Here is an 18688-nt window from a genome sequence, read left to right on the forward strand (position 1 = left end):
TGGCCTATTACACTTTGGTACGGTTCACCAGGAATAGCATACACAGTGCAGAGATGATGATACATGGGATTGCGGCTGTAATTACCCCTGCGGCACCAAAACCTGCCACCAGGAGCTGACCTGCGATGACTGGGCCTAGCATGGCACCAATACGACCGACTGCAGAAGCAACACCGACACCGGTACCGCGCACTTCTGTTGGATACACGATACTACCGAAGGCATAAAGTACACCCTGACAGCCAATTACGAAGGCACCTGCCAATGCTGCTGCCATATACATCTGGTTCAGTGAGCTTGCACCATTTAGTGCCAATAGACCTGCAAGAATACCGCCATACATCAACAGGATCACATACGCTTTTTTCCAGCGATCGGTCAGCATACCCAGGATAATTGTACCAATCGTCGCCGTGACCATGAAGTAGAACTGTGCGGTTGAACCATCCTTACGGCTAAAGCCAAGTTCCATAAACAATGAGGGTAACCAGCTCAACATGATGTAAACCACCATCAGCGTAAAGAAGTAGCTGATCCAGATGCACATGGTACGTAACAGGTTGTCCGAATTAAACAGGTCCTTAAATGAACCTTGTGGTGCAACGGCAAGTTCTGCTGCAGTTTTGTTCTGTGTTTTCAGGTATTCCTTCGATTCAGGCAAAAATAGCATCATCAATGGAATTGCAAAAATCGGTAACAAGCCGCCCAGATAGAAAACATTTTTCCAGTTGGCACCAAATTCAGTCGCAGCAATTAAAGATAAAATCGCAGCACCCACAGGCATACCGCAATACATCAAGCCGACTGCACGACCACGATTTTGCGGCGATACCGCTTCAGAAGCGAGTGTGATGAGAATCGGCATCGCACCGCCCAGACCTGCTCCGGCCAGAAAACGTACTGCCAGCAGACTGTTAAAGCTATTGACCCAAACTGTACATAAAGTGAATATGGCAAATGTTGCTGTCGACCAGATCAACACTTTCTTACGGCCGATACGGTCTGCAAATCGACCGCCGATCAGTGCACCGGGTAATAAACCCAGAATCCCTGCACTAAAAAACACACCCAACTGGGAACTATCGAGACCGAAGTGTTCACGCACACCGGCTGCAGCAATACCAGCAGCCTGAATATCCAAGCCTTCAATCACCGCTATCAGAAAACAGATCGCGACCGTGACGATAGCATGCTTATTGTCTGATTTTTCCATTGGATTATCCTTGTTCAATCAGCGTTACAAAAGAAAGACCATCATCTATGAGCCTGAGCGCAGAAATAACTATCAATAAGTTGAACGTTTTACTTGGATATCCCCACAGCAGCTGAAGCAGCTCCATCTAACAAACCTTGAGATAAAGTCGCAAAAGCAATTAATCAAAAAGTTTTAAAATTCACAATTTATGCTTTAAGACTTATACATCAAGTTAAGAAACCAACCGATTAGAAAAATATTATGCAATTCATTGATATTAAAAAAAGATTAATAGATTCAATTTTTCAACCTGTTTACATCAGCTTAGCCTCCAGACAAAGATGTTTTACATATAGATTCATCCAATAAAAATATTAATTCAGCAGCTAAAAACAACGAAATTCACGACTTGGCCGAGATTTTTACTCAAATCGAGCTAATTTTGCAGACAAAATTCCATAATATCTTGCTGAGCCGGGACTTAAGTCGCAGTTTGACCACAGTATTTCGCCGGATAAATCATCTAATTTATTACTTGATTGTTTTCAAAAGGCTTTGTATAAAGAATTGAGTGGCTTTGACTAAAGCATATTGTTCTTATGCGTTTGATCAGTCATAATTTGCATAAGCAATCTTCAATTCAGCGCAAGTCCATTGAATTTGCTATAAATCAAAATACAAATCCATCCCAATTTATGTTTTCTCATTCCTTTCGGATGGACAAATAGGATAGTTTTTTAAAATGACTCAGCAAGCACAGACCATTCAAGGTTCCATAGTCGCAATCGTCACCCCTATGTTTGAAGATGGCAGCGTAGATTGGAAGGGTCTCGAGAAGCTGGTTGAATGGCATATTGCAGAGGGCACCAACAGTATTGTTGCCGTTGGAACGACAGGCGAAGCCTCGACCCTGAGCATGAGTGAACACACCCAGGTGATCAAAGAAATCATTCGTGTGGCCAACAAACGTATTCCTATTATTGCCGGCACAGGCGCAAACTCGACCCGTGAAGCCATCCAACTTACCCGTGAAGCCAAAGAGCTCGGCGCCGATGCTGCTCTTCTGGTGACGCCTTATTATAACAAACCGACCCAGGAAGGCTTGTACCAGCATTATAAAGCTGTGGCTGAAGCGGTCGATCTTCCGCAGATTCTGTATAATGTCCCTGGCCGTACCGGTGTCGACATGCTGAATGAAACCGTGATTCGTCTGGCCGATATTCCACAAATCGTCGGGATTAAAGATGCGACGGGTGATGTACCGCGTGGTGCTGAACTCTTGCAAGGTCTGAAAGACAAAGACATGGTGGTCTACTCAGGTGATGATGCAACGGCATATCAGCTGATGGGTCATGGCGCCAAAGGCAATATCTCGGTCACAGCGAATGTGGCTCCGAAAGCCATGAGTGAAGTGTGTGCCGCTGCCATTACAGGTAATGCTACAGACGCTGAACAGTTAAATACTCAGGTTGCAAATTTACACAATATTTTATTTTGCGAATCAAACCCAATTCCTGTGAAATGGGCACTCCATGACATGGGCTTAATTGGTACTGGCATTCGCCTTCCATTAACACCACTTGCAGAACAATATCGCGCTCCGCTTCATGAAGCACTGGTCGAAGCGGGCGTTATTAAATAAAAGAGCACAAGATTATGCAATTACGTTTAGGACTTAGCCTTACACTTTCAGTATTCAGTTTGGCAGGTTGTAGTTCAATGGCCTTTAATAACGGCACTTTAGACTATAAAGAAACTACAACTCTGGACGCTTTACAATATCCTGAAGGCGCCATGGTACGTCCTGCAACGCCATTGTATCCTGCTCCAACAGTCGATCCGCTTGCAATTGAAAATGCACCGAAGCTTGAAAACCAGCGTGGCAACCGTTTTGCCTTGCCACGCCCTCAGGCCCAGACTGAAAACACCGCTCAAGCTGAGCTGACTGAAAGCAATGCTGTTGGTAAACCACAGTTGGTCACAGACGGAAATCTTAATCCGCTGCTTAAAATTGACGGAAATTCTGCTACAATTTGGCAATATACGCTTGCCACCCTCAGCAGCCTGAATCATAGCATCGTTGCGCAGAATAAAAACCGTTACGAAGTCACGATTCGGGTCGACCAGCAAACCTATGTATTAAGATTATCTTCTGTCGGTTCAAGTAATAACCTCGCTGTGTTCAATGCCGATAACAGTTTTGCCGACCGTGAAAAAGCCGCAGAACTGCTCAACCAGATTTACCAAAATTGGCCAGCCTAGACATTTCTAGGCATTTTTTTTTGTAAAAGGTTCCCTCATGTTAAAACAAACCTTGCTCTATACTGGTAAAGCGAAATCTGTCTACACCACAGACAGTTCAGACCATCTGATTTTAGTCTTTCGAGATGATGCCTCTGCATTCAATGGCGAAAAAATCGAGCAACTAGATCGTAAAGGCAAGGTGAACAACCGTTTTAACGCCTTCATCATGGAAAAGCTGGCAGAAGCGGGTATTGAAACTCACTTTGAAAAGCTGCTGACTCCAAATGAAGTGCTGGTGAAAAAACTGGATATGATCCCGGTTGAATGTGTGATTCGTAACTATGCAGCAGGTTCTTTATGCCGCCGTTTAGGTGTTGAAGAAGGTAAAGAACTGACTCCATCTACATTCGAATTGTTCTTTAAAGACGATGCGCTTGGCGATCCAATGGTCAATGAATCGCAAGCGATTGCTTTAGGTTGGGCGACTGCTGAGCAACTGGAAAAAATGAAAGAATTGACTTACCAAGTCAATGACGTGCTAAAAGCATTGTTTGATGCCGGCAACATGATTCTGGTCGACTTCAAACTTGAATTCGGTGTATTCCATGACCGTATCGTTTTGGGTGATGAATTCTCTCCAGACGGTTGCCGTCTATGGGACAAAGACACCAAGAAAAAACTCGACAAAGACCGTTTCCGTCAAGGTTTAGGCGGTGTGGTTGAAGCCTATGAAGAAGTGGCGGGTCGTTTAGGTATTAACCTCGACAACATCTAATGGCATAGTCCATTGCTTCAAAAAAACCGAGCTCAACAGCTCGGTTTTTTATCCCTGATTTTTTGGCTGGGCCAGATTAACCTTTTAAGCTTTAATCGAAAAAATAAATATTACAGATAAAAATGATCGCTTTTACATTGGCAAGCCTATGGTCTAATATCATCACATACCAGGCAAATCAGTGAGCTGATTGATTTAACTCAAGGTTTGCCGACCAGATTGATCGCCTACCCTCTAGGATGTTCTCTCCCTTAAAAAACATCCTAATTTCTGCCCAATTCGCCTTGAATTGGGCTTTTTTTTGCCTGAGTTTAATCTATTTGTGTACTGATATTATTGCTGCTGTTGCTGTTGTTGCCAACGGCGTTGCTGTAAGCGCTCTCCTTCAACTTCACGTTTATTGCGTGCCGACTCATACAGTTTGGTATCCTTCAGTTCTGGCGGCATATAGTCTTGCAGCACAAAATGCTCAGGATAATGATGCGGATACAGATAATCCACCCCGTAGCCCTGTTCTTTCATCAGCTTGGTCGGTGCATTTCTCAAATGCAAAGGCACCGGCAAATTCGAGGTTTTATCTGCAAGCTCCATTGCCTTGTTAATTGCCAGATAGGTGCTGTTACTTTTGGCACTGGTGGCTAAATACACCGCACATTGTCCTAAAATAATCCGGCATTCCGGCATGCCGACGGCCTGCACCGAACGGAAACATTCACCCGCCAGCAATAAGGCATTCGGATTGGAATTACCGATATCTTCAGAAGCTGCAATCAGCATACGGCGGGCAATAAATACCGGATCTTCACCGCCTTTGAGCATGCGTGCCATCCAGTACAGCGCTGCATCGGGATCACTGCCGCGAATTGATTTTATAAAAGCCGAGACCAGATCATAATGCTGTTCACCGGACTTGTCATAACGGGCAATATTTTGCTGTGCCACTTTCACCACCCCTGCATTGGTGATGATATTTTCCATATCCGGTTCAAAAGTACTGGCAATCAGATCAAGTAAATTCAATGCTTTACGGGCATCACCTGCTGCGAACTGCACCAAGGCATCAAATTCTTCAATCAGGATATGTCGTTCCTGCAAAAAACGGTCATTTTGCAAGGCTTGTGTGAGCAGAGTCTGAATCGATTCCGCACTCAACGCATTCAGGCTATACACCTGACAACGTGACAATAAGGCACTATTCACTTCAAAAGACGGGTTTTCGGTAGTGGCACCAATTAAGGTAATTTTCCCTTTTTCGACCGCATTTAACAGTGCATCCTGCTGGGATTTATTAAAGCGGTGAATTTCATCAATAAACACCACTGGCGTCAGCAGATCACCACCATCGGCAATCACTTCACGCAGCTCTTTCACTCCGGTATTCAGGGCAGACAGACTGATAAAAGGCCGATCTACCGCTTGTGCCAACAGTAAGGCAATGGTGGTTTTTCCAACGCCGGGTGGTCCCCAGAAAATAATCGACGGTAGATGACCCTGATCAATCATCTGGCGTAAGGGCGCCTGTTCCCCCAGCAAATGTTCCTGCCCGATAATCTCTGCAAGGTCACGTGGTCTTAAGCGTTCTGGAAGCGGGATATGACTATCTGACATGTTATTATTGGCTCAAACTAAATTCTGATCTCATTCTAACACCAGCAGTTTTGATTCCAAGATTGCAAACATAAAGCATAAAAAATTAATTTATGTAGAAATCCTCTATTTTTTTAATTCTGAATGAATTAATCTTCATAAAAGCAAGTAATTTGAACATGATTAATTGTGAATTAATTACAGTGTAATTTTCATATTGTTTATTCTAATTAAAAGAAACTTATGTCGCCCTTTGGGTATTTTTTGGGTTGTATTGGTGAATGCATGAAGCATGATAAATTTGAACAGGGAGCTGTGAGCCAGTCGGAACCTCTGCTGGCAACATCACTGAGTTCAACCCCTGTTCATCTGTCTGAATTAATTCAGCTTCAAAAACTGATTGATGCCTTACCCCAACCTCTCTGGGTCAGTAGCAAAACACATCTGCACTATTTTAACGCCGCCATGACCGATTATCTTGGTGTGAACCTGAATGAACCGGGCAATATATCGTGGCAGAGTTTCATTCATACCGAGGACTTACAGCTGTTTTCGAAGCTGTGGCATGCGGCACTGGATCAGCATCAGAATTTTGAAACCCAGTGCCGGATTAAACGCAGCGATACTCATTATCGCATGTGTACGCTGGCGGTAAAATTCCATCATGCACCTGAACATCTGTTGCAGTGGGCGGTTTCACTGACCGATGTACATGATTATTTTGAAATCCAGCAACAACTGTCTCAAATCGTTTCAACCCAGGAAAATATGCTGGATGCCAGCGCAGACTGCATCCATATTATCAGTCCTGAAGGTCAAATTCGGCATAGTAACCAGTGCTGTGGCCTGATTGCGGAAACCGAAACCGTAACACAGGCTCAGGACAGTTCATTGTCCTGGTTGAACTGTTTAGCACCTGAAGCCCGAAAATCCGGACAACGCGCACTGAAACAGGCAGCCCTAGGCTTAAATAGCCGTTTTTCTAGTAAAATTCAGAGCAAAGACCAACCGATCCAATATTGGGATCATCTGCTGACCCCAATTCTGGATCAGCACAATATTACCCAAAGCATCCTCTGTGTCTCACGCAATATCAGTCAGCAAAAAATTGCAGAAACCCGCTTAAAAGAAGCCATTAAACGAGATGAACTGACTGGTCTGTATAATCGCAGTACCTTCTATAAAACCTTTAAACAGGTGCTATGGAAAGCGCAACAACAGCAGACCAAGGCGGGTCTACTGCTGATTGATCTGGATTATTTCCGGCACATCAATGACACCCTAGGTCATATTGCTGGCGATCATCTACTCCATGTTCTGGGTCAGCGTTTCCAGGCCTGTTTCGGCCCGAATACCATTGTGGCCCGTTTGGGTGGAGATGAATTTGCGGTTCTGGTGAAAAATCTGGAAAGTGAAGAACAGCTGCTGGCCACGGCACAACTGGCCTATAGCCAGCTGGATCAACCGATCAATTATATTGGCGACAGTATCAGCAGTGCCATGAGTATTGGCTGTGCTATCTATCCACGTGATGCATTAAATACTTCGAACCTGTTGAAATGTGCCGATATTGCTCTAAATGATCTGAAAAATAGTGGTCGTGGCGGCATCCGCATGTTTAATCAGGACATGTGTGGTTCGCTGGAAAATATGACCAAGCAGCTGACTTTGGCCCGCAAGATTATTCTGGCCGATCAGATCATTCCCTACTATCAACCCAAAGTCCGTCTGTCTGATGGTGTGGTGATTGGTTTTGAAGCACTGTTACGCTGGCAAGATCAGGATCAGCAGGTGCAACTGCCTTCCGAGATTTTTGGTGCCTTTCAGGACTATGAGCTGGCCTCACGTATCAGTGAAACCATGCAACTGAAAGTCTTTGCCGATATGAGTCGCTGGCAGGCCCAAGGACTGGATCTGTTACCGATTTCAATCAATGCTGCACCGGTTGAATTTTTGCGCGATGACTATGCTGAAAAAATGTTGGCCCGCCTGTCCAATTTTGATATTCCTGCGCATAAGGTGGAACTGGAAATTACTGAACAAAGCCTGTCCGAGCATGGTGCCAATTATGTGATCCGGGCCCTGAACCTACTGAAACAGGCCGGAATCCAGATCTCACTGGATGATTTCGGCACCGGGCATTCTTCACTAACCCGTTTACAAGACTATCCGGTGGATTGCATCAAAATTGACCGCAACTTCGTCGAGCGTATGAACAGTGACCCGTCCGCCTTGGCGATTGTCAAAGCCATTACCCAGATTGGTTCCAGTATTGCTTTGGATGTTCTGGTCGAAGGCATCGAAAATACCGAACAACTCGATACCCTGATCCATTGTGACTGTCAGATTGGACAAGGCTTTTATTTCTATCGTCCGATGGCCAGTGCTTCGGCTCAGGCCCTACTGCATCCGGTAGCTCAGAAACGCTAAGGCAGACAGGTTTAACGCACCCAACGCACGATATAGTCTTCGATGTCGTCTTCAGGAATGTCGGCTTCACTCAGGCAGCGCCCTGCTGCCGACTTGCGTGCCTGAATCACACTTTCCCGTGAACCGCTGATCAGATAATGCCAGGATGGCAGGTTTTTGCCCTGCTCGACCCGGCGATAAGCACAGCTTGAAGGCAACCAGTGAATCGTTTCCAATTTTTCTGGCGTGAGCTGAATACAGTCTGGCACATAGTGCAAACGCTCTGGATAATTGGAGCAACGCGCAGTCGTACAATCCAGCAGTTTGCAGGCCACTTTGGTATAAGCGACTTCCTGGGTATCTTCATCTTCCAGTTTAATCAGGCAACAGAGTCCGCAACCATCACACAAGGCTTCCCACTCGGCTTGCGTGAGTTCGGCAAGGCCATAGTTTTTCCAAAATTCGGGACGTAAAGTATCGGTCATGATCAGGTCGGCGTACTCAAAAATCAGCTGATTATAGCAGCCCAAACCGCGCAGACCTACCGCTCAAATTCTTATTACCATCACGTAAACTATTGTTAAATCATAGACAGTTCGTCAACAAAACACTAACAGTCGCTGGAATCGTTTATTTCTATACTAAATTTGAAAATAAAAACACATGGAGAATATATATGTTTCGCTGGGCTATTATTTTTGCTGTTATTGCATTAATTGCGAGTCTACTTGGTTTCGGTGGAGTAGCAGGCTTATCTAAGGATTTTGCAATTATCTTGTTAGTAATTGCGGTGATTCTTGCGATCGTTGGATTTCTTTCCCGCGGTAAGGTCTAGATTCAGTTTAGATTGAGTCGAAGCAAGTATGATCCTTCGAAAAAAACAAGAGCCTTCTGGCTCTTGTTTTTTTATGGGTATTTTAATGATCTGTTTTGATCAAAAATACTTCTTTTAAGATGAACTTAGGGCTTTAAATGACGTGGTCTAAAACCTGCCACCAGCAAGGCTGCAACATACGCTACCACACCGACAACACATAAGATCAATACTTCTACCACACGCATCCATTGTGATACATCTGCGTTATACCAACTCAGGGCATAGGCCAGAGCTGCAATCATCACCACATTGGCAAACATGAATTGCAGGAAGATTTTTTTCCAGTGCGCCCCAAAACGGAAAATATGACGCTTATGCAGATAGTAATAAAGCAGGCCGGCATTCACCATGGCTGAACCGGTCGATGCCAGTGCCAGTGCCATATGTTCTGCTTCCCAGTCAATCAGCTTGAAAATACCGATAAAAATCACGTTCAGGATTGCATTGGCAGCCACAGCCATCAGACCGACACGCACCGGTGTTTTGGTATCCTGCTGTGCATAGAAACCCGGGGCAAAGACTTTAATCAACATAAAGGCAATCACACCACCGCTCATACATTGCAACGCCAGAGCCGTCATTTGAGTATCTTCAAAGCTGAACTGACCACGTTCAAACAGGGCCTGAATGATCGGGGTCGACAGCATAAACAAGGCAATACTGGCCGGTAAACCTGCCATTACAATCACTTTAGCGGCCCAGTCCATCATGCCGCGGAATTTTTCCGGATTCTGCTCGGTATGTCGTGCCGATAAAGATGGCAAAATGACAGTACCAATTGCTACACCAATCAGGCCAAGCGGCAACTCGGTCATACGCTCGGCACTATACAGCCAGGACACCGAACCATCCTGCATGAAAGATGCCCAGATGGTATTCAGCAGCAGGTTAATTTGCGTGACGGATACACCAAATAAAGCCGGCAGCATCAATTTCATGATGCGATCCACGCCTTCATGCTTGAAGTCAATTTTAGGTGGGATCAGCAGGTTTTTACGCCACAGTTCAGGAATCTGAATCGCCAGCTGTAAAATACCGGCAATGATCACTGCCCAGCCCAGTGCCATAATCGGCTCTGCCATATGCGGAGTCAGCCAGAGCGCGCCAGCAATCATGGCGACATTGAGCAAGACCGGTGCAAAGGCCGGTGTACTAAAAGAACCATAACTGTTCAGAATACTGCTGGCAAAAGCCGTCAGTGACATGAACAGTAAATAAGGAATGGTCAGGCGGAACATGTCAGTCGCCAAGGCGAATTTTTCAGGATCGCTATGGAAACCGGGCGCATAGATATACATGATCAACGGTGCAGCAATCACTGCAAACATGGTCAGCAGACTCATTACCGTTGCCAGACAGCCAAATACCCGGCTAATCAGAATCTGCACTTCGGCATGGGTACGACTGGTTTTGTATTCGGTCAAAACCGGAATAAAGGCCTGTGAAAATGCCCCTTCGGCAAATAAGCGCCTGAAAAAGTTTGGAATACGAAATGCGACCACGAAGGTATCGAAGTCCTTACCCGCACCAAAGACATTCAGTAAAACAATATCTCGAACCAATCCCAGTACACGTGACAACATGGTCATCGCACTGACAATGACGGTCGAACGCCAAAGCGCCATCTTATTCACCTAATGTATAAATTTGTGGCTATTGTAATGAAACCTCTGTCAGAAGTTCATTGCTTAATTGCATCCCTCAAGCGAGGTTGAGGTATTTTTATAATGCTGTAACTGGCGACGAAAATCAGCCCAGTTAAAATACGGTCCCGGATCGGTCTTACGGCCTGGGGCAATATCCGAATGTCCGGCAATATGCTGCTGAATTTTAGGATAATAATCTTGCAAACAGGCAGTGACTTTGATCAAGGCGGCATACTGTACCGGTTCAAAAGGCAAGTCGTCACTGCCTTCCAGCTCGATGCCAATCGAATAATCATTACATTCTTTTTTACCCAAATAGGTCGAACGTCCGGCATGCCAGGCACGGTCATTAAAATTGACGAATTGCAGTACCTCACCAGAACGCAAAATCAGCAGATGGGTCGAAACCTGCATCCCTTCAATGCTTTGAAAATAGGGATGGACTGACCAATCCAGTTGATTTTGAAAAAACTGTTCAATATAACCGCCGCCAAACTGTGAGGGTGGCAGACTGATGTTATGCACCACAATGAGCTGAATCTCGGTATTGTCCGGACGCTGGTTAAAATTGGGAGAGGGAATGTGACGTGCGCCCATCAGTTGTCCATTCTTAACCTGAAACTCGGCTGCCTGTTGCATAAAACCATTCTCTCCAAAAATAAAATCTGCACGATCAGGGTTGCAGCCGGCTTCATGCTAAAACTTTCAGGCACAAATCTCAATTCATCCCGGCAGACTGTAGGAAAAATCGCTCATTTTTTATGTAACAGTGCTAAGATAATGCGCAATTTTCACGGCTTAAAAGATACGGAAATACTCATGCGCATATCTCAAGCGTTGCTAGACCAGTCGATTCAGATCAATATCCAACAGGCACTTTCAGAAGATATTGGTGACGGTGATATTACTGCCCTGCTGACCCCTGAAGATGAACAGGCCACTGCCACGATCATCAGCCGTGAAGATATGATACTGGCCGGGCAACCTTGGGTGAATGCCTTGATTCAGGCCTATGATCCAAGTGTTGAAGTGATCTGGCTAAAAAATGAGGGTGATCAGGTTCAAGCCAATGAAACTTTCCTGAAACTGGCCGGTTCTGCACGCAGTTTATTGACTGTGGAACGTCCTGCGCTGAATTTTGTCCAGACACTGTCTGCCGTTGCGACGAAAACAGCGCATTATGTCAAACAATTGGATGGCTTAAATACCAAGCTGCTGGATACCCGTAAAACCCTTCCTGGCCTGCGTATTGCACAAAAATATGCCGTTGCCATTGGTGGTGGGCAGAATCATCGTCTGGGTTTATTCGATGCCTTTTTGATTAAAGAAAATCATATTATGGCCGCTGGCGGAATTGTTCAGGCGATTGCCAAGGCACACCAGATTGCGCCGGGCAAACCGGTCGAAGTGGAAGTGGAAACCTGGGATGAACTGAATCAGGCCTTAGAGGCCAATGCGGATATCGTGATGCTGGATAATTTCAGCCAGCAGCAAATGATTGAGGCAGTACAGCATGTGGCCGGACGTTGCAAACTGGAAGCATCTGGCAATATCACGATTGATAATTTACGTGAAGTTGCCAGTAGCGGTGTCGATTATATTTCGATGGGTGTCTTGACCAAAGATGTCAAAGCTGTGGATTTATCGATGCGATTTAATGCTGAAGCCTAAATTCGATAGATGACCATTGAGGGTGCGAAGCACCCTTTTTTTATTTTTGGATTTTTTTTGCATATATTTTGTTCAATTCTCTATTTTAAGTCTTAATCATCATCATCGCGGTCACCTCGGCGATCGCGGTCATCATCGTCACCATCACGGTCGTTATATCTTCCGTTATCCTCATCACGATCCTGATTTAACACTGAACGCTCGTCATCTTCACGATTATTGCCCCAGTCACAGGCGCTTAATCCAAGCACGCCCAGCAAAGACATTGCACAAATCCACTGTTTCATCTTGCATTCCTCATTGTGATATCGTTTGAATATCGGGGCAAAATAGCTCTGGATCTAGCCGATTCATGTCGGAATTTTGTCAGGATGTTTTGTGCTGCATTTTCAATGGAGCTGTATTCTGAAATTTCCGGCATAAAAAAACGCATCCTGAGATGCGTTTTATATTTGGCAGGAATGAATTACCAGCCCAAAGCTTGTTGCTGCTTTTTCACCAGTTCCTGAATGCCTTTCTCCGCCATTTCCAGCATGGCATCCGATTGGGTACGGGTAAATGGCTTGTCTTCCGCAGTGCCCTGAATTTCAATAAATTCACCGGCCTGTGTCATCACCACGTTCAAATCGGTTTGACAGTTCGAATCTTCTTCATAGCAAAGATCCAGTAATACTTCATCTTTGAAAATACCAACAGAAACCGCAGCCACCAGACCTTTTAATGGATCATGTTTGATTTTCTTTCTTTCCAGCAAAACATTCATGGCATCGACCAGCGCCACCGCAGCACCGGTAATCGCTGCAGTACGGGTACCGCCATCAGCCTGAATCACATCACAGTCAATGGTAATGGTATTTTCACCCAGCTTTTTCAGGTCAACCATTGAGCGCAAGCTACGACCGATCAGACGCTGGATTTCCTGGGTACGGCCACTCTGTTTGCCACGTGCCGCTTCACGGTCGCTACGGGTATGGGTTGAGCGTGGCAACATGCCATATTCAGCCGTCACCCAGCCCTGGCCCTGACCTTTCAGGAAACGTGGAACAGAACTCTCTACACTGGCAGTGCACAGTACTTTGGTATGACCAAACTCAACCAATACCGAGCCTTCCGCATAACGTGTATAGTTACGGGTAATTTTCACTTCACGTAATTGATCTAATGCTCGTTGGTCGATACGCATGATAAGTCCTGTATAGGCTAAAAATAATTGCGGCTCAGTATAACAGAAGCCTTTGCCAAGATTGGTCAGCCGGATGATTGATTTACAAAATCGATGCATCAGAGTGCGGTTAAATGTCGAAATTCTGCCGACCTGTGGCGCTACGATTTGCCTTAATTTTTGCTAGACTAAATCTCCCCTTGAGGAAACCCGTTTATGTCCTTACGTGAAGATCGCAAGCAACAAAGCCATCAGGCGCTACTGGATGCCACACTGGCCTTGAGCAGTCAGGGTCGCGCTTTTAGCACCATCAGTCTGCGTGAAGTCGCGCATGCCGTTGGATTGGTGCCCACGGCATTTTATCGGCATTTTCAGGATATGGAGCAGTTGGGACTGGAGCTGCTGGATCAGGTCGCGATTCATCTCAAGGGAGTGCTGAATCAACTGGGACAGGCCTATCTGTATCAGCCCAACACCCGGACTAAAACCGGAATTGAGCTATTTTTTCAGGCAGTCGAATATCACCCTGAACCCTGGATTTTTTTTGTTGCAGAACGCTGGGGGGGCTCGGCAATGTTACGTGCAGGAATAGAACGGGAAATTCGTTTTTTGACTGAAGATGTCATGCATGAACTGGAAAAAATGCAAGCCGCCCAACATATCCAGTCTTCGCAAGATTTGCAGGCACTGGCACAGATGCTGATTGATCTGTCGCTGAACTGGGCCATGGGCTGGATTCATCTGCAACATCAGGCTGATCCAGAGCTACGCCGCACCCAATCCAATGTCTTTAAAACCCAAAGCGTGCTACAGATGCAGCTTTTATTGCGAGGGATTTTGCACTGGCATCGACTTCCGACAAAAACAGCAGATCCGTCAATCAATACAGAAACAAGTACTCCCCCCATCTGAATAAAAAAACCTGCATTATTGATACAGGTTTTTTACGGATACTCGGTTATTTCTTATTTGGCTTTACGCTCTTTTTCAATCAGGTAATTCACCACCTGAATTACTTTGGCATCATTGCCCTGCACAATATATTTACCATTGACAGTCACCGCCGGTACGCCGCTTAACTGATATTGAGCAGCCAGATTTTTGGCCTGCGCAATTTTTGACGAAATCGGGAATGATTTATAAGTCGTGTTAAATTTTGCTTCAGAAATACCATAACGGGTATAGAACTTGGCCAGTTGTGCCTGTTCTAAAATTGGACGCTGCTTGTCATGAATATCATGGAATAACTGCAAATGGGCTTTTTGGCGCACACCCAAAGCTTCAGACACATAATAAGCACGTGCCGCCTGTTCCCAGAGTGGATTCATCGCAGCAGGTGTACGTACAAAACGAACATCTTTAGGTAATTTTTTCAACCAGCCCTGCATATGTGGTTCCAGCATGAAACAGTGACCACAGCCATACCAGAAGAATTCACGTACTTCAATTTTGCCCGGTTTTTCGACTTTGACTGGTTGTGCGACCACCTGATAGTCCTGACCTGCCACAAAATTGGCCATAGCACTGCCGGAAAAGGCCAAAACAGATGCGGCAACAGCGCCTAAAAGGAATTTTTTCATTGGGATTATCGTCCTCTAAATCATTATGCTTAGTTTATGTGTTCACTATAAATCAATTATGCCGGTTTCGTTTTCATTCTGTGAACTTTTTTGCTGCTTTTATCGCTTTTTCTGCCAGAATCGCTACACTAAACCATCGGACTGATTTTCAAGGTTTTAAATCAGTTTCTCTGGCCATTCGGCACGTATATATTTTTAGCTAATCATGACTGATTGAGGTGACACCGATGTCGCAATTGAATGTTGATCCACAAGAAATTGCCAAGTTTGAAGCATTTGCAGCTATATGGTGGGATCAGCATTCTGAGTTCCGCCCCTTGCACATGATTAATCCACTACGTTTAAATTGGATTGATGAACACGCCGGTGGCCTGAGCGGCAAAAAAGTGCTGGATGTCGGCTGTGGCGGCGGTATTCTGGCCGAAAGCATGGCGCGTCGCGGTGCCGATGTGCTCGGGATTGATATGGGTGCAGCCCCGCTCAATGTGGCACGCATCCATGCCGAACAGGAAGGTGTGAGCAATATTGAATATCGTCAGGTGCCAGTCGAGCAACTGGCAGAGGAACAGGCTGGCCAATATGACATCGTGACCTGCATGGAAATGCTAGAGCATGTGCCAGATCCGGCATCGATTATTCAGGCCTGTCACAAGCTGGTCAAGCCAGGTGGCCATGTGTTCTTCTCGACCATTAACCGCAATCCGAAGTCCTATTTATTCGCCATTATCGGGGCAGAATATGTCTTGCGCATGCTGGCCAAAGGCACCCATGATTACAGCAAATTTATCAAGCCATCCGAGCTGGCACATGACATTCGTAATGCCGGTTTAAAACTCAAAGACATGACCGGTCTGCACTATAATCCGCTGACCAAGCGTTATTGGCTGGCACCGAATGTTGATGTGAACTATATGGTGTATACCGTGAAAGACAGCGCAGCAGAGACCACAGCATGAAAGCCGTTTTATTTGACCTCGATGGAACCCTGATTGATACCGCTGCCGATTTTATCCGGATTATCCAGCAGATGTGCCGTGAAGAAGGTCGCGCACTGATTGAACCCGAACTGATTCGCACCCAGGTCTCCGAAGGCGCTCGTGCCATGGTGAAACTGGTCTATCCGGAACTTCAACTGGAAGATCCGGTCTTTCTGCAACACCGTCAGCGCTTTCTAGACATGTACGGCGCAGATATTGCGGTCGATACCGATCTGTTTGATGGCATGTATCCATTACTTGAAAAGCTAGAGGAAAATGACATTCCTTGGGGGATTGTGACCAATAAACCGCGCTGGCTCAGTGAGGCTTTACTGCAAGCACTGAATCTGAGTGAACGCTGTGCGGTGCTGGTATGTCCGGAAGATGTGACACGCACTAAACCCGATCCTGAACCGATGTATCTGGCAGCCAAGCAACTGAATCTTGCCGCAGAAGACTGTATCTATGTCGGAGATCATCCACGAGATATTGATGCTGGCCGTCATGCCCAGATGCCGACCATTCTGGCTGCTTACGGTTATTTGCCGTTGCAATACAAAGACGATTTAAACGCCTGGCAGGCCGACCATATCGTGCATACTGTGCCAGAATTACATCAATTGATTCAGACACTGGTACTAAAGCAGCATACTGCTGTATCTTGAATGCTTAACACTAAATAATAAGAAATGAGGAGGTAGATAATGAAATATTCAGCATATCAACCTCGCCCCGATCTGCTCAAGGATCGTATTATCCTGATCACAGGTGCGGGCGATGGCATTGGACGTGCGGCAGCAATCAGTTATGCCTTGCATGGTGCAACCGTGGTGCTGCATGGACGTACCCTGAATAAACTGGAAGTCATCTATGATGAAATTGAAAGTTTAGGTGCACCGCAACCTGCCATCTTGCCGCTACAGCTCTCCAGTGCTTCGGAACAGGATTATGAGCTTCTGCTCGACACCCTGGACCGTCAGTTTGGCCGTCTGGATGGGATCTTGCACAATGCCGGCATCCTTGGTGAGCGTACAGAACTGGCGCATTATTCGCCTGAGGTCTGGGATGATGTCATGGCAGTCAATCTGCGGGCGCCTTTTGTCATGACCCAGGCGCTATTACCGCTCTTATCCAAATCTGAACATGCTTCGGTGGTATTTGCCAGCTCGGGTGTAGGCCGCGAAGCCCGGGAACGCTGGGGTGCATATTCGGTATCTAAAATCGCGATTGAAGCCGTAAACCAGTTATTTGCCAAGGAACAGGTACATCCGAATATCCGCTATAACTGCATCAATCCCGGGGCAACACGGACTGCCATGCGTGCCAGGGCCTATCCCAATGAAGATCCCAAGACCCTGCCAACACCAGATTCGATTATGCCGGCCTATCTGTATCTGATGGGCGATGACAGCCTGCATATGAATGGTCAGAGTATCGATGCCCAGGATTAAGCTTATTCAGGTTGAACTAAGGGAGCGATAGCTCCCTTTTTCTATGCATGTACGTCTTAAACAGCGCCTCAATCTGGAGTAATGCTGGCCAGATCACATTGAATTTCACCCAAATTACCGCATACTAAGCCCCAACAAATTTCACTCGAGTGCATCATGACTGAATTAAACAATATTACGGTGACCAACTTAGACGATGGCATGGTGTCACTGCTGATCGATCAGCAGCCGATTTCAGAAAAATACGGTACCAAGTTTGAAGCCAGCATTGTGGAAGACCTCAAGGCACTCGAAAATGGTCATAAACTCAAATTATTCGAGCAGTTCGTTTTTTCACATACGGATCTGAATTTTGAACATGCCTATTATTATGTGACCGGCATTGAAAAACTGGACGATAGCTACCGCCTGGCCAAGCATTTTGTTTATCGCATTAAAATCGAAGGACAACCGGAAATCGAACATATCATCAGTAATCAGGGCAAAGCCATGACTACCGAAGACGTGCGTAACTTTATCCAGGCACATGTACAGAAAGCCCTGAATGATTATACCGATCTGAATTACGCTTATTAATAGCCGGGCTATGGAGATCTTTAGGGCACATGTTAACAGGTGCCCTTTTGAGCCGTGTGCTCTTGACAGAATCTCAAATCGGATTTACTTATCAAAATTATAAAATTATTCGGTTTTTTAAATAACTTGTTTTGCACTATGCTGTGCTGATTCCCATACACCAAGATCAGGAGCACAGCATGGCTGACCATAAACGTAAAATTGACACCATTCGCCGGATTGAGCATTTGCAATTGTCCGAAGCCTTGATTGTGGCGCTAGATGATGCAGTTCAAGCCGAATCTGTGGCGGCAGCAATCCAGTCCTTGCAAGGTTTGACCGAACAATGGAATTAAGCTTAAAAGCTCTTTAACATGGTCTACGCTTTAAGCGGGGCATCCATATTTTGCTGGCGGTCTCAATGCTGCTTTTTTGAGCGATATCATCGATTTTAGCTTGCATGTTGAGCCTCACTTTGATGAGATAAGAACCAAGCTCGGCATGCCGGGCCATAAGGTACATGCATAGTCTAAGGTCATGTAAAATCATGACATAATCA

General features: G+C 45.7%; 20 protein-coding genes and 1 pseudogene. 12 read left to right on the top strand and 9 right to left on the bottom strand.

Translation table 11 applies throughout. The annotated features are described in order from the left end of the window. Window positions 1–7 precede the first annotated feature (7 nt). Window positions 8–1213: a 3-(3-hydroxy-phenyl)propionate transporter MhpT gene (gene mhpT, locus FTV48_RS04700; protein WP_005173339.1), complete on the bottom strand. Its 1206-nt coding sequence runs from the start codon at window positions 1211–1213 to the stop codon at window positions 8–10. A gap of 724 nt (window positions 1214–1937) precedes the next feature. Between mhpT and dapA the strand changes: the two genes are divergently transcribed. Genes dapA through purC form a run of 3 tightly spaced genes read left to right on the top strand, consistent with a single transcriptional unit; the run spans window position 1938 to window position 4214 of the window. Further along, window positions 1938–2837, top strand: a complete 900-nt coding sequence (gene dapA / locus FTV48_RS04705) for a 4-hydroxy-tetrahydrodipicolinate synthase (protein ID WP_179999530.1) — start codon at window positions 1938–1940, stop codon at window positions 2835–2837. A gap of 14 nt (window positions 2838–2851) precedes the next feature. Further along, complete coding sequence (locus tag FTV48_RS04710) at window positions 2852–3457, top strand: lipoprotein-34 precursor (NlpB) (RefSeq protein WP_100329542.1); 606 nt, start codon at window positions 2852–2854, stop codon at window positions 3455–3457. A 37-nt stretch (window positions 3458–3494) separates the two neighbouring features. Beyond that, window positions 3495–4214, top strand: a complete 720-nt coding sequence (gene purC, locus FTV48_RS04715; protein WP_005173343.1) for a phosphoribosylaminoimidazolesuccinocarboxamide synthase — start codon at window positions 3495–3497, stop codon at window positions 4212–4214. A gap of 333 nt (window positions 4215–4547) precedes the next feature. Here purC and FTV48_RS04720 read toward each other — a convergent pair whose 3' ends face one another. Beyond that, window positions 4548–5822 (bottom strand): replication-associated recombination protein A, encoded by a 1275-nt coding sequence (locus tag FTV48_RS04720; RefSeq protein ID WP_005173345.1) that lies wholly within the window; start codon window positions 5820–5822, stop codon window positions 4548–4550. 264 nt (window positions 5823–6086) lie between these two features. Here FTV48_RS04720 and FTV48_RS04725 point away from each other — a divergent pair, with 264 nt between their 5' ends. Beyond that, a complete protein-coding gene (locus tag FTV48_RS04725) occupies window positions 6087–8231 on the top strand; it encodes an EAL domain-containing protein (protein WP_179999532.1) in 2145 nt (714 codons plus the stop codon). Window positions 8232–8242: 11 nt separating this feature from the next. On the opposite strand, the gene FTV48_RS04730 is transcribed toward FTV48_RS04725, so the two are convergent. Next, on the bottom strand, window positions 8243–8698 hold the full coding sequence (locus FTV48_RS04730; protein WP_179999546.1) for a YcgN family cysteine cluster protein: 456 nt from the start codon (window positions 8696–8698) through the stop codon (window positions 8243–8245). 188 nt (window positions 8699–8886) lie between these two features. On the opposite strand from FTV48_RS04730, the gene FTV48_RS04735 reads away from it, so the two are divergent. Continuing rightward, window positions 8887–9045 (top strand): DUF1328 domain-containing protein, encoded by a 159-nt coding sequence (locus FTV48_RS04735; protein WP_004647174.1) that lies wholly within the window; start codon window positions 8887–8889, stop codon window positions 9043–9045. A gap of 125 nt (window positions 9046–9170) precedes the next feature. On the opposite strand, the gene murJ is transcribed toward FTV48_RS04735, so the two are convergent. Both murJ and ampD read right to left on the bottom strand, forming a co-directional pair. Continuing rightward, complete coding sequence (murJ, locus tag FTV48_RS04740; RefSeq protein ID WP_179999534.1) at window positions 9171–10721, bottom strand: murein biosynthesis integral membrane protein MurJ; 1551 nt, start codon at window positions 10719–10721, stop codon at window positions 9171–9173. 54 nt (window positions 10722–10775) lie between these two features. Next, the gene (gene ampD, locus FTV48_RS04745; RefSeq protein ID WP_159516521.1) at window positions 10776–11372 is read right to left on the bottom strand and encodes a 1,6-anhydro-N-acetylmuramyl-L-alanine amidase AmpD; all 597 of its coding nucleotides are present in this window, start codon (window positions 11370–11372) and stop codon (window positions 10776–10778) included. A 180-nt stretch (window positions 11373–11552) separates the two neighbouring features. On the opposite strand from ampD, the gene nadC reads away from it, so the two are divergent. Beyond that, window positions 11553–12404, top strand: coding sequence for a carboxylating nicotinate-nucleotide diphosphorylase (gene nadC / locus FTV48_RS04750; RefSeq protein ID WP_179999536.1), 852 nt, complete (start codon window positions 11553–11555; stop codon window positions 12402–12404). Window positions 12405–12496: 92 nt separating this feature from the next. Here nadC and FTV48_RS04755 read toward each other — a convergent pair whose 3' ends face one another. Then, window positions 12497–12691, bottom strand: a complete 195-nt coding sequence (locus FTV48_RS04755) for a hypothetical protein (RefSeq protein WP_100534556.1) — start codon at window positions 12689–12691, stop codon at window positions 12497–12499. 179 nt (window positions 12692–12870) lie between these two features. Next, the gene (rph, locus tag FTV48_RS04760) at window positions 12871–13587 is read right to left on the bottom strand and encodes a ribonuclease PH (RefSeq protein ID WP_100534752.1); all 717 of its coding nucleotides are present in this window, start codon (window positions 13585–13587) and stop codon (window positions 12871–12873) included. A 195-nt stretch (window positions 13588–13782) separates the two neighbouring features. Between rph and FTV48_RS04765 the strand changes: the two genes are divergently transcribed. Then, the gene (locus FTV48_RS04765; RefSeq protein WP_179999538.1) at window positions 13783–14478 is read left to right on the top strand and encodes a TetR family transcriptional regulator; all 696 of its coding nucleotides are present in this window, start codon (window positions 13783–13785) and stop codon (window positions 14476–14478) included. Window positions 14479–14531: 53 nt separating this feature from the next. Here the strand turns inward: FTV48_RS04765 and FTV48_RS04770 are convergent, their stop codons facing one another. Continuing rightward, window positions 14532–15146, bottom strand: a complete 615-nt coding sequence (locus FTV48_RS04770; RefSeq protein WP_005173368.1) for a thiol:disulfide interchange protein DsbA/DsbL — start codon at window positions 15144–15146, stop codon at window positions 14532–14534. Window positions 15147–15373: 227 nt separating this feature from the next. Between FTV48_RS04770 and ubiG the strand changes: the two genes are divergently transcribed. The 5 genes from ubiG to FTV48_RS04795 all read left to right on the top strand — a co-directional run bounded on the left by ubiG (window position 15374) and on the right by FTV48_RS04795 (window position 18485). After that, on the top strand, window positions 15374–16102 hold the full coding sequence (gene ubiG, locus FTV48_RS04775) for a bifunctional 2-polyprenyl-6-hydroxyphenol methylase/3-demethylubiquinol 3-O-methyltransferase UbiG (RefSeq protein WP_005108199.1): 729 nt from the start codon (window positions 15374–15376) through the stop codon (window positions 16100–16102). After that, a complete protein-coding gene (locus FTV48_RS04780) occupies window positions 16099–16788 on the top strand; it encodes an HAD family hydrolase (protein ID WP_005173369.1) in 690 nt (229 codons plus the stop codon). Before ubiG ends, FTV48_RS04780 begins: the two co-directional genes overlap by 4 nt. A gap of 39 nt (window positions 16789–16827) precedes the next feature. Further along, window positions 16828–17574, top strand: a complete 747-nt coding sequence (locus tag FTV48_RS04785) for a YciK family oxidoreductase (protein ID WP_005173370.1) — start codon at window positions 16828–16830, stop codon at window positions 17572–17574. 156 nt (window positions 17575–17730) lie between these two features. Then, the gene (locus FTV48_RS04790; protein ID WP_100329550.1) at window positions 17731–18150 is read left to right on the top strand and encodes a hypothetical protein; all 420 of its coding nucleotides are present in this window, start codon (window positions 17731–17733) and stop codon (window positions 18148–18150) included. Window positions 18151–18329: 179 nt separating this feature from the next. Beyond that, on the top strand, window positions 18330–18485 hold the full coding sequence (locus tag FTV48_RS04795; RefSeq protein WP_179999540.1) for a hypothetical protein: 156 nt from the start codon (window positions 18330–18332) through the stop codon (window positions 18483–18485). 13 nt (window positions 18486–18498) lie between these two features. Here FTV48_RS04795 and FTV48_RS14840 read toward each other — a convergent pair. Next, window positions 18499–18688: pseudogene (locus tag FTV48_RS14840) on the bottom strand (hypothetical protein); the annotation flags it as partial.

The sequence above is a fragment of the Acinetobacter sp. YH18001 genome (genome assembly GCF_013416975.1).
Taxonomy (GTDB): Bacteria; Pseudomonadota; Gammaproteobacteria; order Pseudomonadales; family Moraxellaceae; genus Acinetobacter; species Acinetobacter pseudolwoffii.

What these genes read in the sequence shown, in the direction of transcription:
- mhpT (WP_005173339.1), bottom strand. Translation starts at nt 1,213, where the DNA reads ATGGAAAAATCAGACAATAAGCATGCTATCGTCACGGTCGCGATCTGT.
- dapA (WP_179999530.1), top strand. Translation starts at nt 1,938, where the DNA reads ATGACTCAGCAAGCACAGACCATTCAAGGTTCCATAGTCGCAATCGTC.
- FTV48_RS04710 (WP_100329542.1), top strand. Translation starts at nt 2,852, where the DNA reads ATGCAATTACGTTTAGGACTTAGCCTTACACTTTCAGTATTCAGTTTG.
- purC (WP_005173343.1), top strand. Translation starts at nt 3,495, where the DNA reads ATGTTAAAACAAACCTTGCTCTATACTGGTAAAGCGAAATCTGTCTAC.
- FTV48_RS04720 (WP_005173345.1), bottom strand. Translation starts at nt 5,822, where the DNA reads ATGTCAGATAGTCATATCCCGCTTCCAGAACGCTTAAGACCACGTGAC.
- FTV48_RS04725 (WP_179999532.1), top strand. Translation starts at nt 6,087, where the DNA reads ATGAAGCATGATAAATTTGAACAGGGAGCTGTGAGCCAGTCGGAACCT.
- FTV48_RS04735 (WP_004647174.1), top strand. Translation starts at nt 8,887, where the DNA reads ATGTTTCGCTGGGCTATTATTTTTGCTGTTATTGCATTAATTGCGAGT.
- ampD (WP_159516521.1), bottom strand. Translation starts at nt 11,372, where the DNA reads ATGCAACAGGCAGCCGAGTTTCAGGTTAAGAATGGACAACTGATGGGC.
- nadC (WP_179999536.1), top strand. Translation starts at nt 11,553, where the DNA reads ATGCGCATATCTCAAGCGTTGCTAGACCAGTCGATTCAGATCAATATC.
- FTV48_RS04755 (WP_100534556.1), bottom strand. Translation starts at nt 12,691, where the DNA reads ATGAAACAGTGGATTTGTGCAATGTCTTTGCTGGGCGTGCTTGGATTA.
- rph (WP_100534752.1), bottom strand. Translation starts at nt 13,587, where the DNA reads ATGCGTATCGACCAACGAGCATTAGATCAATTACGTGAAGTGAAAATT.
- FTV48_RS04765 (WP_179999538.1), top strand. Translation starts at nt 13,783, where the DNA reads ATGTCCTTACGTGAAGATCGCAAGCAACAAAGCCATCAGGCGCTACTG.
- FTV48_RS04770 (WP_005173368.1), bottom strand. Translation starts at nt 15,146, where the DNA reads ATGAAAAAATTCCTTTTAGGCGCTGTTGCCGCATCTGTTTTGGCCTTT.
- ubiG (WP_005108199.1), top strand. Translation starts at nt 15,374, where the DNA reads ATGTCGCAATTGAATGTTGATCCACAAGAAATTGCCAAGTTTGAAGCA.
- FTV48_RS04780 (WP_005173369.1), top strand. Translation starts at nt 16,099, where the DNA reads ATGAAAGCCGTTTTATTTGACCTCGATGGAACCCTGATTGATACCGCT.
- FTV48_RS04785 (WP_005173370.1), top strand. Translation starts at nt 16,828, where the DNA reads ATGAAATATTCAGCATATCAACCTCGCCCCGATCTGCTCAAGGATCGT.
- FTV48_RS04790 (WP_100329550.1), top strand. Translation starts at nt 17,731, where the DNA reads ATGACTGAATTAAACAATATTACGGTGACCAACTTAGACGATGGCATG.
- FTV48_RS04795 (WP_179999540.1), top strand. Translation starts at nt 18,330, where the DNA reads ATGGCTGACCATAAACGTAAAATTGACACCATTCGCCGGATTGAGCAT.